The sequence below is a fragment of the Mucilaginibacter sp. cycad4 genome (assembly GCF_034263275.1).
Classification (GTDB): Bacteria; Bacteroidota; Bacteroidia; order Sphingobacteriales; family Sphingobacteriaceae; genus Mucilaginibacter.
The window spans coordinates 5005258-5019671 of record NZ_CP139559.1 but is presented as its reverse complement, the minus strand read 5'-3'; the positions used below and the strand labels follow the sequence as shown (position 1 = coordinate 5019671).

The 14414-nt window shown below is 42.4% G+C and carries 12 protein-coding genes; 2 read left to right on the top strand and 10 right to left on the bottom strand.

Features of this window, described 5'->3' with window-relative positions:
• The first annotated feature begins 117 nt into the window (after positions 1–117).
• Entirely contained in the window at positions 118–813 is a 696-nt protein-coding gene (locus tag SNE26_RS20300) for a hypothetical protein (RefSeq protein ID WP_321555724.1), read from the top strand.
• A gap of 443 nt (positions 814–1256) precedes the next feature.
• Positions 1257–1658: a helix-turn-helix transcriptional regulator gene (locus SNE26_RS20295; protein ID WP_321555723.1), complete on the top strand. Its 402-nt coding sequence runs from the start codon at positions 1257–1259 to the stop codon at positions 1656–1658.
• Between the two features lie 1450 nt (positions 1659–3108).
• Here SNE26_RS20295 and SNE26_RS20290 read toward each other — a convergent pair.
• The 10 genes from SNE26_RS20290 to SNE26_RS20245 all read right to left on the bottom strand — a co-directional run bounded on the left by SNE26_RS20290 (position 3109) and on the right by SNE26_RS20245 (position 14412).
• Positions 3109–4209: a transposase gene (locus tag SNE26_RS20290; protein ID WP_321555722.1), complete on the bottom strand. Its 1101-nt coding sequence runs from the start codon at positions 4207–4209 to the stop codon at positions 3109–3111.
• A gap of 1111 nt (positions 4210–5320) precedes the next feature.
• On the bottom strand, positions 5321–6892 hold the full coding sequence (locus tag SNE26_RS20285; protein ID WP_321555721.1) for a hypothetical protein: 1572 nt from the start codon (positions 6890–6892) through the stop codon (positions 5321–5323).
• 31 nt (positions 6893–6923) lie between these two features.
• Positions 6924–7475, bottom strand: a complete 552-nt coding sequence (locus SNE26_RS20280) for a WcaF family extracellular polysaccharide biosynthesis acetyltransferase (protein ID WP_321555720.1) — start codon at positions 7473–7475, stop codon at positions 6924–6926.
• A complete protein-coding gene (xrtY, locus tag SNE26_RS20275; protein WP_321555719.1) occupies positions 7462–8028 on the bottom strand; it encodes an exosortase Y in 567 nt (188 codons plus the stop codon). Before xrtY ends, SNE26_RS20280 begins: the two co-directional genes overlap by 14 nt.
• Complete coding sequence (locus SNE26_RS20270; RefSeq protein WP_321555718.1) at positions 8028–8888, bottom strand: glycosyltransferase family 2 protein; 861 nt, start codon at positions 8886–8888, stop codon at positions 8028–8030. Before SNE26_RS20270 ends, xrtY begins: the two co-directional genes overlap by 1 nt.
• Positions 8885–9508, bottom strand: coding sequence for a class I SAM-dependent methyltransferase (locus SNE26_RS20265; RefSeq protein ID WP_321555717.1), 624 nt, complete (start codon positions 9506–9508; stop codon positions 8885–8887). Before SNE26_RS20265 ends, SNE26_RS20270 begins: the two co-directional genes overlap by 4 nt.
• An 82-nt stretch (positions 9509–9590) precedes the next feature.
• Positions 9591–11000, bottom strand: a complete 1410-nt coding sequence (locus SNE26_RS20260) for an exosortase Y-associated Wzy-like protein (protein WP_321555716.1) — start codon at positions 10998–11000, stop codon at positions 9591–9593.
• Between the two features lie 93 nt (positions 11001–11093).
• Positions 11094–12251, bottom strand: a complete 1158-nt coding sequence (locus tag SNE26_RS20255; protein WP_321555715.1) for a glycosyltransferase family 4 protein — start codon at positions 12249–12251, stop codon at positions 11094–11096.
• Complete coding sequence (locus tag SNE26_RS20250; protein WP_321555714.1) at positions 12252–13142, bottom strand: FkbM family methyltransferase; 891 nt, start codon at positions 13140–13142, stop codon at positions 12252–12254.
• Positions 13129–14412 carry a glycosyltransferase gene (locus tag SNE26_RS20245; protein ID WP_321555713.1) on the bottom strand — a complete coding sequence of 428 codons (1284 nt, stop codon included), beginning with the start codon at positions 14410–14412 and terminating at the stop codon, positions 13129–13131. The genes SNE26_RS20250 and SNE26_RS20245 overlap by 14 nt, the downstream gene beginning before the upstream one ends.
• Between the last annotated feature and the right edge of the window lie 2 nt (positions 14413–14414).

The window sequence follows — 14414 nt, the reverse complement described above, 5'->3', positions numbered from 1 at the left end:
GGAGCAAGGACCTCTACCTGCTATGTCGGTACCATTCCGTCATTTGCGGGGTTGTCGGCGCCATTTATAGGGCCCACGTCTATCTTTAATGATGTACAGGCGAATAATCGCTTGTTAATGCATACATACCCGTTTGGCAGGATTGTAATTTTTAACACCCTATTGGACTCGTTTTCGGGAGAAATAACTGTACCGAATGGTTCCGATGCCTCAGACCTGAAATGGGACGGGATTGGTAATAACCGGATCCTGTGCTATTCAAGGGGGGCAAATGGGGTCTATCCGTTGTCTTATCCCGAACTCGTGTTTGGACCGTTGATTCCCGTTCCATCTGCTGGTTATGGCATGGAGGTCGACGCTGTAAGGAGCCGCTGGATATTGATCAACCAGAATAAAAACTTACAGATCATCGATGTCCCATCGCAAAATACTGTTGAAATCCTTTCCGACAGCGTATGTACAAATATCAGCATGATCAGACTGGACCCATTTAATCCGGACAGGCTTTATATACTCAAAAATAGCACTACACTCGGGGTCGTAAACCTGTCTGATCTCAGCACCAGCACCATTGAATTGCGTAATTCAGCTATCGATATCGGGAGGAACCCGGATCCGGCCCGGCGTGAGCTGTATACCACAGGAGATGTGCTGACTTTTTACGACGGCGATACCTTGGAATTTATCAGGTCTACCAATCCGTTGGAGATCCCATCTGATTATATGGTTGTCATGAATCCGGATCCGCTGTCGGAACGATACTGGACAGCAGGAGGATGGCCGTTTATGGTTCAGCGGTTAATGAGGATCTAAGTTAATGGGACATACGTGAAAATGGTTGTCATTTATGCGCCTGGTTCCGGGAACGCGCCTGCCTGCCATATTCCTTTTGCTGAAAAGATATCCGGTTCATGTATTTTTTGGGTTTTCGTAGACGAATGGAATTAGAGGCGACAGGCACAGCCGTTTATCGCGGGCGTTAGCAAAATGTGCTGATCAATCCATATTTTTTTAGGCCTAAAGTACGCGTGGGGTGTTCTTAATAAATAGGTTTAAATTTTCCAGGCAATAGCACTGGCTATCTTTAAGAATAAAACTTGATATCGCAATTTGCGATATCAAGTTTGGGTTTTCGGCTTTCCGTTCATATACTTGTGATTGTTCTATATATACATTACCGGATATTATTTCTAAATTGGGTAAAGCACTGCTTGTATTATTTTGTTTAATTTTGAACGAACTCTACATACTGATTTATGAATACTACAACTGACATGCCGAAAAACATCCATCAGGGTCGCAATATTAAACGATTTCGCGAAATGCTTGGATTAAAGCAAGATGCGTTGGCTATCGCACTTGGAGAAGAATGGAGTCAGAAAAGGGTATCATTGCTTGAACAAAAAGAAGTCATTGAAGATGGTCTTTTGAATCAAATAGCTGAGATTCTGAAAGTACCGGTTGAAGCCATCAAAAACTTAGATGATAGCAAAGCGGTAAACATCATAGCTAATACATTCAATGACGAAGCTGTTGCTTATAGCCAATATTATAAATGTACTTTCAACCCGATGGAAAAATGGCTGGAATCGTTGGTAGAAATAAAACAGCTTCATAGTGAAATGAAGAGGCTATATGAACGCTTATTAGAAAAATAGCGACTGCCTCACACTACTTTCCTACTTTGCCGCATATTAAGTCTTTCACCACTTAAAAAAACAGGAGCTTTTAGAATGAAAACTGTCAAGGGCCGGCGATAGCCGGTTTATAAATACTTGACAGTTTTTATGCGTAGCTAATTTGTGACCGCGGTGCTGTGATCAGCCAATAAGGGCCGCGGGAAAGGCAGGTGCGTATGAGAAACGAATACACTCCTGCACGCGCAGGGTGGGATTCGAGGCGTAATGGAGCCCGGGGAGCGCGTGGTGGGATTGAAGGTGCCTGCCCAAGCCGCATGGCCTGATCGTCCTTTAGCGGGGCATCCGTTGCCCCCGCTCATAATCCTGACCTGGGTCTCCTTTTTTCTGCTCCTATTACAATTAATACCCAACAAGAAGTTGAAGCTGAACGCGATAAGTAAAACAACATATCGCATTAGCGTTAAAAACTATTTCCAGTGTGTTAAGCGTAGTGGACGCAAATTAAAAACATTCTTTTCGTAGTTTTTGGTAATAAAATAGTTGTCATATACTAAATGCGACTTGATGTTTCCCTGTAAAGTTCTGCTGTTTTTTGTCTGTTGTTTAATAAGGTAGGTTTGTGATTACTCATGTCAACAAATAATATGCGCTCTTTGCTGTACGGTTGTAGTTTAAACATAACAGGTCACTCGAGTCATGGCTTAAGTCAAAGCTTCGAATAAAGGATAGTTCACCTGCTATGTTTAATACTGTTATCATCTATCTTTTTACATTCTTTGGTCCGGTAGGTTACTGATGTTCGGAAACTGCAGATACGTCCTCTTTTTCCGCGATGACCTCATCGTGTTAATAATCTTTAAAAGCCGGTCTTGCTTCGGAGACTCAGATAACTTTAAAACAAGCTTGATCGCATCGTGTCGGTAATCTATGCTTATGCTTCTCCACTGCTTCGTTTCCATTAAAATACCCTTTTAGTTCCGGATCGGGTGGAACGACCTGATACAGGGGTATACGCTAATGTTTTATATTCGCTATCAGACCGATGTCCGCAACGCTTCTGATGTCGATGGCGTTGGACCAAAAAAGCGAAGAGGATTTATTCTGGTGATAAGTCCTAACTTGTGCCAAGAAATAATTCGCCCCTTCGCTTGTGAATCTTTAAATATGCAGGCGTTTTGCGTCATTGTTTGGGATGAAACGCCGGATAAAGGATATTGCAGTTATTATATCATAATTATTTTCTATTATAGTACCATTTAACCCGCTAACTATCGATGCCCGGAAAGAAAAAAGCGAAGAGGATTTATTCTGGTGATAAGTCCTAACTTGTGAGAGAAAATAATTCGCCCCTTCGCTGAGATTCTTTAAATATACCGGTGCCTCGCGCTGATAGCCTGGGGATAAAATTCCGGATAAAGCATAGTGCACCCCTTTACCAAAATTATATTTATTCCTTTTATGATACCATTTAACCAGCTTGGCTGTCGATTCGGAAAGCTTCGTGCGGAAGAACGTCCTCCTTTTTCACTGTTGCTTCAGGGTGCTGATAATCTTTAGTGAAAAGCCGGTCCTGTTTCAGGCATGCGAATACCCTTAATACCAGTTTGTATCGTATTGCATTGATAATTGATCTTTTATGTTTTCCCTCTGCAACTTTTCGGCTGTAGTAAATTTTAAGTTCTTCGTTGCGGGTGCCGGCGCCCACCGCGCAGAGATGCAATAATGATTTCATTTTTTTATTAGCCATCGGAGATACCCGTTTACGTCTGGTCATCATACCTGATTCGTTAGGAAATGGCGCTATGCCTGCATAGCAGGCAAACTTTTTTGGAGAAGTAATATCCTTATATTCATTGGTACAAATGATGATGTTAACGGCTGTGATGAATCCGATAAAAGGAACTGATGTGATGACTTCCAATAACCTTTGTAAATAGGGATCCAGGCTGATCAGTAATTTCATCTGCTCTTCGATAGCTAAAAAATCCTTTGTGATAGCCGCTATACTGTCTTTGCAAATATTTGCAAGTTTCTTGTGCGCCGTCTTGCTGATAAAAGCCATTTTCTCCTTTTGCGGGGTTTTCAGCATTTGAGAGATCGTGGATAGCCGGTTTCTGGATGCCATTAGATCAGCAAGCTCAATGATAATTGGTCTTTTCGGAGTCCATAGTTTTAACTCTGTCCTGTTTTTCCAGGCGTAATCAGCGATCCGCATGGCATCCAGTTTATCGTCTTTCCCGTGAGATACTCCCATGGATCTCTTAATTCTTAAAGGATGCTCCTGGATAATGTTTGCTTTTAGCTTTGCGAGGGTATTTAACAAATGATTCCCATAAATGCCCGTGTTTTCCATGCAAAAGACCGCTTTAGACATTTTAAATGACGGGGCCTCTTTAAGGCGGCCGACGAATTCTAGAATTGCCGCTTTTTCGTTTGCAGTCACCGTATGGGATATAAACTTCTTTTCCAGATATACTGCGTAGTCAAGCTTGTTCTTAGAAATATCTATTCCAATAAAATAGGTAAAATGTTTTGTCTTTTTTGGAGCTGGGGGTATCTTGATTACCATCTATATCATTTGTTAAATAAGTCATTTCAAAAGGCTTCTTCCGGGTTCGCAGCGTTTGGTGCCGGTCGGATTTACAGGTCTGCCGGAACTATATTCCGAATGTCCGGGCGACGCCTTACGCCGCTATGCCGGGGTCTGGACGATAAGCAGGTACGGACATACGTTCGTTCATGGGAAGTTTTGCTGTTAAGCTGTTCCTTATTGAGCAGCAGGACAAAAGTAGAAGTCAAAAAGGTGCTAAACTATTCTGTAACGTTCTATCGGAGACTATAAGATGCCTATTTAATCCGATCGATAGTTCTATATAAGACAAATCGGGTATTTAATATATGATCGATCTTAAACGCATTAATTGTATTTACTTATGATATGTGTGTTAGACAGAAAAATTATCAGGCAGGCAATATTAAGCTTTCTTGAAATGCAGGAGGGTTCCGGGTATCGTGCATGATGGGCGCTTGGAATCAGAAAAAGCATCTCCATGCTTGAACAAAAGGGGGGATCGAAGATGATACTTTAAACCAGGTCGCGGAGTGTTAAAAGTATTCATGGAAGCGATTAAGAATTTCGTTGAGGGGCCTGTAGTAATTTCATCGAATATACATGCCATGATTCAAGCGCTGTTCAATATCAATACACCGTTAATCGACAGGCAGGATTGTTTGAGGAGATTAAAAAGTTATATCAGGAATTGTTTCAATTGAGCGGGAGGGGAAAAGATCCTGGAAGCTGCCAATCCGGGTAGGCAGGTTTGACTTACGTTCATATCCTGGATAATGGATGATGCAGAGATTGATAACATGACCGGCGCCGGAAACCTTGAAATGATGAAACGCTCCGGGCCGCCGACTATATCGGAACATGTGGTTTGAATCCCCAAAGAATGGGAATTGCAGCAGGTGTCTAATAAACCTGTAAAGTTTCGGAACTGCTATTGAAAAGAAACGCTGCTGTTTTTATACGTTGTTAATGTCAACTCAATGTCGCGAGTTATGAATGTTAAATGAACCGGTATCCCGTAAAGAAGTTTCAATGTGCTATTTAAATTTTAACGGAGATAATCATTGATATAGCTTCTTCCGACGCTTTAATCCAGGCCTTGACATGAATGTTATTTAGCCTCCCACAAAATATAGTCATTACTAAGCATCGTCATTTTAAAGCCGCTATAGCCAGGAAAGCATTTGCGCATGATAGTTGATTTTGGACCGATGTAATCTGCGGGCAAAACTATAAACAGCGGCCCGGCGTGGCCTTTGTATACATAATCATCGTAATCAATAGACACTTCAGCGCCAATGGTCTCAACGGTTATAGTACGGTTGCGTTCAATTTCCAGGCTCAGATCAGGGCTGTTAAATACAAAAATGGCATTGGTATTTTGCTTATCCAGGTTACGGATATAGTTTAACGATTGCTGATCGATAAATAACTGTGCTATCCCCGAATATCCCCTTGCGCTTATATTTTTATTTTGAAAGTAACTTGGCACAAAGTATTTGTAGCTTGAGTAGGCTATTACAAAACATATAAAATAAAAGAGGTATTTATAACCAGTTTGCAGTCTGCTTACCAGGTAAATGATGCCGGGAGCGGCGATGAGCCCGATAAGCCTCAAATGCCTTGCTTCATAAGAAATGTTGGCCTGCCTTAAAAATGATTGCCCGAAAAACAGCACCGATACCACATAAAAAACCACCAGTAGCAGCGCATAATTTTTATGAGGTACCTTTTTTACAATAAACCAAATCAGTAAAATACTTAATACAGCACAGATCAGCACAATTATCACCCCCCCCAAATAAGTAAACATGGGAGGGTCATCATGAAATAAAAGGCCGTTTGTAAGGTCATCTATCGAAAAAGCGGTTAATATTGGCGAGGCCAAAGGAAAGCCAAAAGTTTCCCAAGCCAGCTTTATGCTTCCGGTTATCGATGACGGGTTAGCGCCTTTTGAGAGATAAAAATGATAGATCATAAATAAGGATAATACCGCAGGGATCCCTATCCATATGCCATTTTTTATCCAGCCAATGATGTCTTTTGTCCCCATTGAAAACCTAAGCCATAAAAAACAGCAGGTGGCGGCATACATCCATAAAAATGACGATTTGCAAATGAAGCCTAATATTCCACCTATAAAGAGAAATACGGCCAGTTTCCAGTTAGTTTTTTCAATGGCTATGCATCCGTATAAAAACCAGCCGGTGTATCCAAAAAGCAGCACCTCGCCGCCATTGTAAAATACATAAGGCGTAAAAAAGGACAACTGAATTACGATGAACAGTACGCTTAAAGCCGAGATCATTGGTGTAAACCCTGCTCTTTTAAAGAAATAGTAAAAGCCGAAAATGCCTGATAACGAAAATAGCAGGGTTGCTATTGAAGAAGCGCGACCGGTGTTAACGCCGAAGATAAGCTTAAAAAAATAAGGTACCAGGTATTGCCCCGGTGACCACCAGGCCAGAAATTCTGACGTGTTTTTGCTGATATCATTTTGATCTGGTTTAACCATGACATTAAATGCCGAACCCACTTCCATTGAGCGCATTACCTGGAAGCCCTTGCTGGGGTCGGGGTAAATGGCGGCTGGGGCTATGATCAGCATAATGCCCATAATGAAAACAATCCCGCTGATAACCAATAAAATGATTTGGTGGGTTTGTAGTTTCTGTTTCAGCATAGATTTATTTTAAGCAAATGATGTATAAGTATTAACCGATTTCCCGTTCCCGGATCTTTACCGCGGGGTTTCCCTGGTAAATGCCGTAGGCTTCCAGGTTTTTTGTGGCGATGGAGCCGCTGGTTAATACAGCGTGCGAGGCGGCCGTTATGCCCGGGGTTACCATAGCCCCGGCACAGATCCACACGCCATCTTCCAAAATTATGCCTTTGGTTATCAAATCAAAGGATGTTTTTTTGTAATCGTGATTTCCGGTTAACAACACAGCTCCCTGCGACAGGCACACATGGGCACCAATATGGATAAGCACCAAACTATCTACCCATACATTTTCGCCTATCCAGCTTTCATCGCCTATATGTAGGTTCCAGGGATATTTGATATTTACACAGGGTTTGATAGTTACGTTTTTACCTATCCTGGCACCAAATAGCTTCAGGAAAAATACTTTGAACCCACTTGACGGTATAATGCTTGTTTTAAAGAATACAGTATTAAAGTAGTACCATAAAATACGTTTTAAAGCACTGCCGCCAGGATGATAAGGATGATTATTATAAGTTGAAAGATCAGTTCTGGACATCAGTGCCGGTAAGCTTATCATTACGTTTAATCCAAATATACAGGCTAACCGCTATAATAATGTAAAGAAGTATATTAAAAATGGTATGATGATCAACTATCCTGTTTGCCTTTTTCGACCAGAAGATGGCCAGCAAAACAAAACGCATCACATTTAAAAATTCGATAACTAAAATGCCAGAGATCAGGAATACCAATTTTGACCGCAACGGGGACGGGTAGGCCAGCACAAAAGCCGAAAAGAAGCTGATCAATCCCAAACCAAGGCAACTATATACAATAGCCAGTGTTCCTTTACCTGCAACCAATAACTCAAAATTATTATCGATGGCAGCATAGCCAAGCCACTTCAGGATCATGACACTGCAATCCAATAAAACTTGTCTCAAAGCCGCAATATAATTTAGGTGTTCGGCTAAAAAAGCGTTATAATTTCCGCCGGGACTGGTAATGCCAAAAAAGAAGATATTAAAGCTGTAAAAAATAGCAAACAGCGGTACAAACAGCAGCATGAACCGTATTGCCGGGTTATTTAAAAAAGCAGGCTGTTTCATTATTTTTTGCTCTCCTTTCGTAACTCATAAATTTTAGCATCAATCAGAAACCTGAACCAAAAACCTTGTAAAAAATGGAATACCAGCCCGGTTTTTCCATCTAAAAATCCCAATTTTATAAAGTATCTTATGATAAAGTAAATTACGGGCCTTACGAATAAAGGAAACGACTCGTATCGCTTTTTCATATACCGGCGGCGTTCCATCGGGTTACCAAATAATCGCGGATGTACCAGCTTGCTGTTATTATCAACAATCGGAGCATTTTGCTGCTCAACCAGGTATTGCGCTTCCAGGGTTGCCCAGTGGTTATGCCGGGCAATGAAGCTGGTAAGCGAATCGGTTATCACATCAATAATGTCGGTTTTAAGCACCTGTGTTTTGCCGGTAACCTTAAAATGTTGATCGTAGAGCTTTTCCTCGCAGCGCCCGAAACCCTGCCTAAACAAGTTGGCGTGATAGGCAGGATAGTGACCGCCATGCTTAATCCATTCACCCATAAATATAGTACGCCTGCTGATCAGGAAGCCGTTAGTTTCGGTATTGACCGGTGTGCTGAAAATATCATTGAGCTGCGCTGCAAGCTCTGGTGTTACCCGGTGATCGGCGTCAAGGTTAAGTACCCAGGTACCTGTTAAAGGCAGGTTATCCAAAGCCCAGTTACGCTGGGCTGCATAATTTTCAAACGGATGACTGAAGATGTTTTGCGTGTACCTTTGGCAAATGTCCAGGGTGTTATCTGTTGAACCTGAATCAACAATATAGATATTGCCCTTAAGCGCCGCCGCGTTTTGCAGACAGTCGCCGATGTTCTTTTCCTCGTTAAAAGTTAAGATAATAATATCCAGGCTTTCGCTCACTTGAGTTTTGCTTTAATGATCATGGTCATCCAAAAATAAGAAAACCTGCCACAGCCCCTGAATGCGGTTACCTCAAACCCGTGTTCGTTGAGGATTTGCGTAAGCGTTTTAACCGACCAGAATTTGATATGCCCGCCCTGCCATAAAGGGCTGATATGGTTATCCCATTTATTTAAAATACTCAAAAACAGATTTTTTAAATAACCATGATATGGCGTTGAGATGATGAGCTCTCCTTTTGATTCACTTAAAACATCGCGGCAAAGGCGTATAAACGCGTAGGGGTCGTACAAGTGCTCAATAACCTCAGTTGATATAATGGTATTAAACTGCATAGCTCTTAATGGCTCCGGTAACCCTTCAATCGAAAGATCATGAACGAAAAACCTGCCGGGATTTATTTTATCGGCAATGGCAATGCCTGGTTTGGATGCATCGATACCGTAAGCGTTAAATCCCCTGGCCAATAAATAATTTACCAGGTGACCGTTGCCGCAGCCAAGATCAAGGATACTGCTGTTGATATCTTTATTTAATAACGACATAAGCGGTTTCTCGAGCTCCTTAAATACATGGCAGGGACTTGCATCAGGATAATCGTAATCTTTATAAGCGCTCATGTGGTGGTCATTTGCAGGTACATATTTTATGTTTTTTCATTAACGCAACTCTCTCATAATCGGATTAATCAGTTGCGGAATTTCAAACCTCTTTTAAAATTTTGGAGCTTATCAATACCTTATGAATAACCAGCATACTGATATAGCTCCAGAAAACGGTGTTGAACAAAAACTCAAAGCTGATGCCCCGCCACATGATCTGGAACAGGCCCGAAAATATAAGTGCGGTGCCTAAGATATATCCTCCAAAAAGTTTTTCGGCTTTGACGGCTATGAGCTGCGCGAGGGCGCCGTAAGCAAAAAGGAAGATGAAAATCCCGAAATCGCCTCCTGAAAGATAGGCATCCACAATATAAGCGGGTTTGGCTGATACGGTTGAATTGCGGTTAACCACCCCGGCATCATAAACGCGTTGCATGACCAGGTCTTCGGTAATCGGTTTAGAAGGCCATATTGCTCTTGGTACCAAAGCGATAGCCGATTGTTTAACAAGATCCAGACCATAAAAACCAACATTTTTAGGTGTCGACTGCACAAAGCGGGTAAACATATCGATCTCGCTTAAGCGGTATACCAGGAAATCCCAGTTGGTATCCTGAACATCACTGTTATCGCCATTCAGCGCTGCATCGAGTGCCAGTTGCGAAGCTTCGTCGCTGTTGGTCTCTCCATTCCAGGCGTTGGCCCTAAAAATATGGTTATAGGTTGGCAACACAGTAAACAACAAGAGGATAATAGGAACGAAGGTAAGGGTTACCAGTGTTTTATAAGTAGGATACAGAAAGATGCCCAAAACCAGTACGCTGATAATGATCGGTTCTTTAAACCCTGACGTAAGGGCCTGGTAGAAGTTAAAGGCATACAGTAAAAAACAGATGAGTGTATTGCCTGCTTTTTTTAAAGGTATGGCAAACGCCAGGGCCAAAGTGCCGGCAATAAAGCTTAGCGAGCTAAACTGGTAATAAAATTGCGACAGGCCCGGAATTGTGATAAACAGCAGCGATAACGGAAAGCTGATAATTGCTGCCATCATGAGCAGATTGGCCAGCTTTTCGGTTTCTATATAATATTTTTTTGCCACCGGATAGTTCATGAAAATGAGTAAGCCCGCGACAAAGGAAGCATGTGCCAGGCAGTAATAACGCTGACACCGAGCAATCAGGCTTAAGGTGTCCTTGTCATTCAGTGTATGAATAAATACGTGCCTGAAATTTTCATAGCCGATGGTATTCATAAAATAAAAGATCGATGTGCAGCACATGTATCCCGCAAAAATGATCTGGATGATAAATAAAGGCCTCATCAGTTGCTCGGCCATGGGACGATCATTGGGGATCGGGCGCACCCAGCCGGTAAGCGTAATCAGGAATATAAAAAATGAACCGCCCCACGCCACAAAATAGGATAATATGTTATCACTTTTACAGGTCAGTGCCAACAACCATGGTATAAACAATACAATATACCGCTCTATCGATTTGCTTTGCTGCATTTAGTAGTTAATATCAAGCTATTAATCAATTGCCTTTGTTTTTAGTTATAAGTTCCAAGTAAAAAGGTCAGAAACCTGACTTTTGACCTCGGGCTATTGACTCAGCACCAGTTGTTCTATCGCTTCAACCTGCTTGCCAAAGCTCCACCCTTTGATAATTTCCCCGGACTGCTGTCCCATTGTAAATAAAGCGGTTTTATTATACAGAAGCAATGTTTTTAGCTTGCTTTTTAGATCGGTAAGGTCGCCGGCATTAAAGATCAGGCCGTTTTTGTAATCCTTTACCAGATCGGTGCCCGCGCCGACCTTATTTGATATCAGTATGGTTTTGCTGCAGGCCATAGCTTCATTTACAGCCAGCCCCCAGGTTTCACCCGGGCCTTTTGAGGGCAGGCAAAAAATATCGCATGCCTGGTAAACTACTGGCATATGATGCTGGTTTTGGAAATCAATAAAGTGCACGCTTTTGTGCCGGCTGGCCTTGGTTTTTAGTTCTGTCTCTAAAATACCATTTCCTGCAAGCAGCAGGTGAGTACCAGGCTGCTTTACATCAATAAATGCCTCAAGCAGTAACAATGGGTCTTTTTTACTTTCAAACTTGCCTGCGAAAAGGAGGAGCTTTTCATCTTCAGCTACGCCTAATTGATAGCGCAGAGCAGCGGCTTCGTTGGTCCTGTCAGCAGCGAAGCGGTCATTATCTATGGCATGCGGTGCAAAAAATAATTGCGTTTCGTTTAAGCCGCATTTTTTAAAATAGGCCTTATTGTTTGAACCGGTGTACAGCGCATAATCAATATTTGCGTAAACCCGCCTTAAAAACAGGCTTCGCAATAATGATTTAACCCCGCCGGTATCGTCAAGTAACGTTGAATCGCCCCGGAAAATGACGGATACTTTGCCTTTAAAATATTTAAGGATTTTGAGGTGGCTTTTATAAAACCAGCCATACACCAATATAGTGTCAGGCTGCCAGGTATTTATCCGGCTGATAAGATCAGGGTTATCAATCCCTTTTGAATGATGCGAGCCCGGATCGGCCGAAATATTTTTCACCCATTCATATGGATAGCCCTCAAGCAAGGGAATATCCCAGCGGATGTTTTTGCCAAAACCGGGATCAAACTTTTCTGCTCCCCCCTCGCCCCAGGTGTAAAATACCCGGACAGCAATTTGCCGCCGTTCATGCAGCAGCTTAAATACCGGGGCATAGTACTGTATGGGGTGGGTGATTACAACGGCCAGTTTCTTCATTTAAATACTTTCGCCCATAATTTTGAAAGCTCCTGCGTTTTCAACCCGGTCCCTGACAAAAGAAAGATCGCGGCAATAAATCGTATTGTGCGTGCCATAGGAAGGGGCGCTTTTTAGTTGCCTTTTAAACGGATCGTAATAGTATGCATTAAAGCTTTTGGATAGCAGTAGGTTATGGATGTCAATATCTTTGAATCCATAACGTGCACCGCTGCCATTTAACTCGATAATGATGGCTTTCAATGCCGGCGAATCCAATATGGTGGTCATGCCCTTCAATACTTCAGTTTCGAAGCCTTCAACGTCTATTTTGATAAGCATGGGTTGGTATTCGTCCGGTAACGAATCAATGGTGATCAGGGGCACCTCAACAGTTTTTTTGCCTGTTTCATCCTCAGAAACGACATGGTTCCCGGTATCTTCATCTGCCGAAAATTTGATCATGCCTGCTGCCGCACCTGCGCCTGCGTTAATGAGTTTTACTTTATCCTGCAAGTTATTAAGCATGATATTACGGCTTAAAATATCGAAAGTTGCTTTGACGGGCTCCAATGTAACACTGTTGGCTTTGGTGATACCGGAGGCCAGTAAGGTGTATGAACCAACATTTGCGCCGATATCAAAAAAGGTATCGCCCGGCTTTAAAAAATGAAGCAGAAAGGCCATGTCATGAAATTCATGCAAACCGGTGTATATATTACCGGTAATGCCGCTTAGTCTCTTTGCTGCATAAAATCTGACATCTCCAATAAAAGGCTTTACAATAAATTTAGATTTTGAAAGCCTGGACTGGACCTGCCACCATACAAACCGCCATATTGCTTTTACAGGGTGTTTTTTTCCTAAAGGATGGCTCAAAATAAAACCGAGTGTTCGTTTAATGGCATTCATAAATAACTCTATCAAATAAGTGGCACTGCGCCAGCGTCATTTCCCGTGCTGAGTAGTTTTTTAGGGCATCAGGATTATATTCAACCGGTTTTAGACCGCCTTGTGTCAATTGCTCAAAAAATGTAAATACGTTTTCAGAAGTAATATTATCGTAGCTATAAACGTGGTGTACACCATATTGCTGCATAATGGGTATTGCAGAGCTGGCAGCATTAAATATGGCCAACACCGGTTTTTTTGCGAGCAGGTAGGGAAATATTTTTGATGCCGTATATTTTGGATCGTCAGATCCCGGGATAAATAGTGCATCGGCTTGTTGCAGTGTGAGCAATGTTTGGTAGTAGCTGATCCTGTCGGTTATTTCAACGACATGGTCCGCAATGCCATATTGTTCGGCCAAAGGCAGTATCGTTGCTTTTCCCTGCCCGGCAGGGGCGTAGCTGGTACCGATGAAGCAGAGTTTTATTTTAGTGCATTGCCCGCTGTTTTTCTTTAACCCGGTTTGCAATGCTTCAAACACCGGGCTGATGGCCTTGTGCATATCCTTACCACCCCGGCCGATATATACGACATTGATTGAGTGCTCGTCAAGCAAACTGGGAAAAAGCTTTTGATTGTTGTTCGCTATTTGCAAATCCGGCTCGAAAGCACCGAAAGTTATGGTTGCTGCCGGGATATGCTGAATTACAGGATATCGGGATTTGAGATCATCGATATAGGCAGATGATACACTGATCAGTCCGTCTGCATTTTTTATGGCGATGGGTTCCAGGTATTTGTTTAAGCGATAGGCGAACCAATATTTCGGGGGCTGTTCGCTTTTGGGCTTGTTGATGTAATAATCGGAATGCCAGGGGTCCTGCATATCGATAACATAGGGAACCCCGAAACGTTTTTTCCAGTAGGCGCCCAAGGTACAAACCGGGAACTGGGTCGTTGAAAAATAGATGAGATCGAATTTGTTGTTCGTCAGCAAGCGGTTAACTGTTTTGCGGTAATACCATAGCGAGCGGATAGCGATACTACCCAACCCGATTTTTGAAGTGAGCGTTTTGCTCAATGCTTTTACTTTATGAACTTTAAGATCCGGAGATATGCTTTGCAGCAATAATTTATCCTTCGCCAGGTCGGCATGTTGCTCATCAATGGTAACTACCTCGGCATCCCAGCCACAAGATGCAAAATAGGGGAGGCTCATCCTCACGCGCTGCATATCCGCCGCATTTACCGGTGGGAAGTAGGGCGAAATGACAAGCAGCTTTTTATTCAATG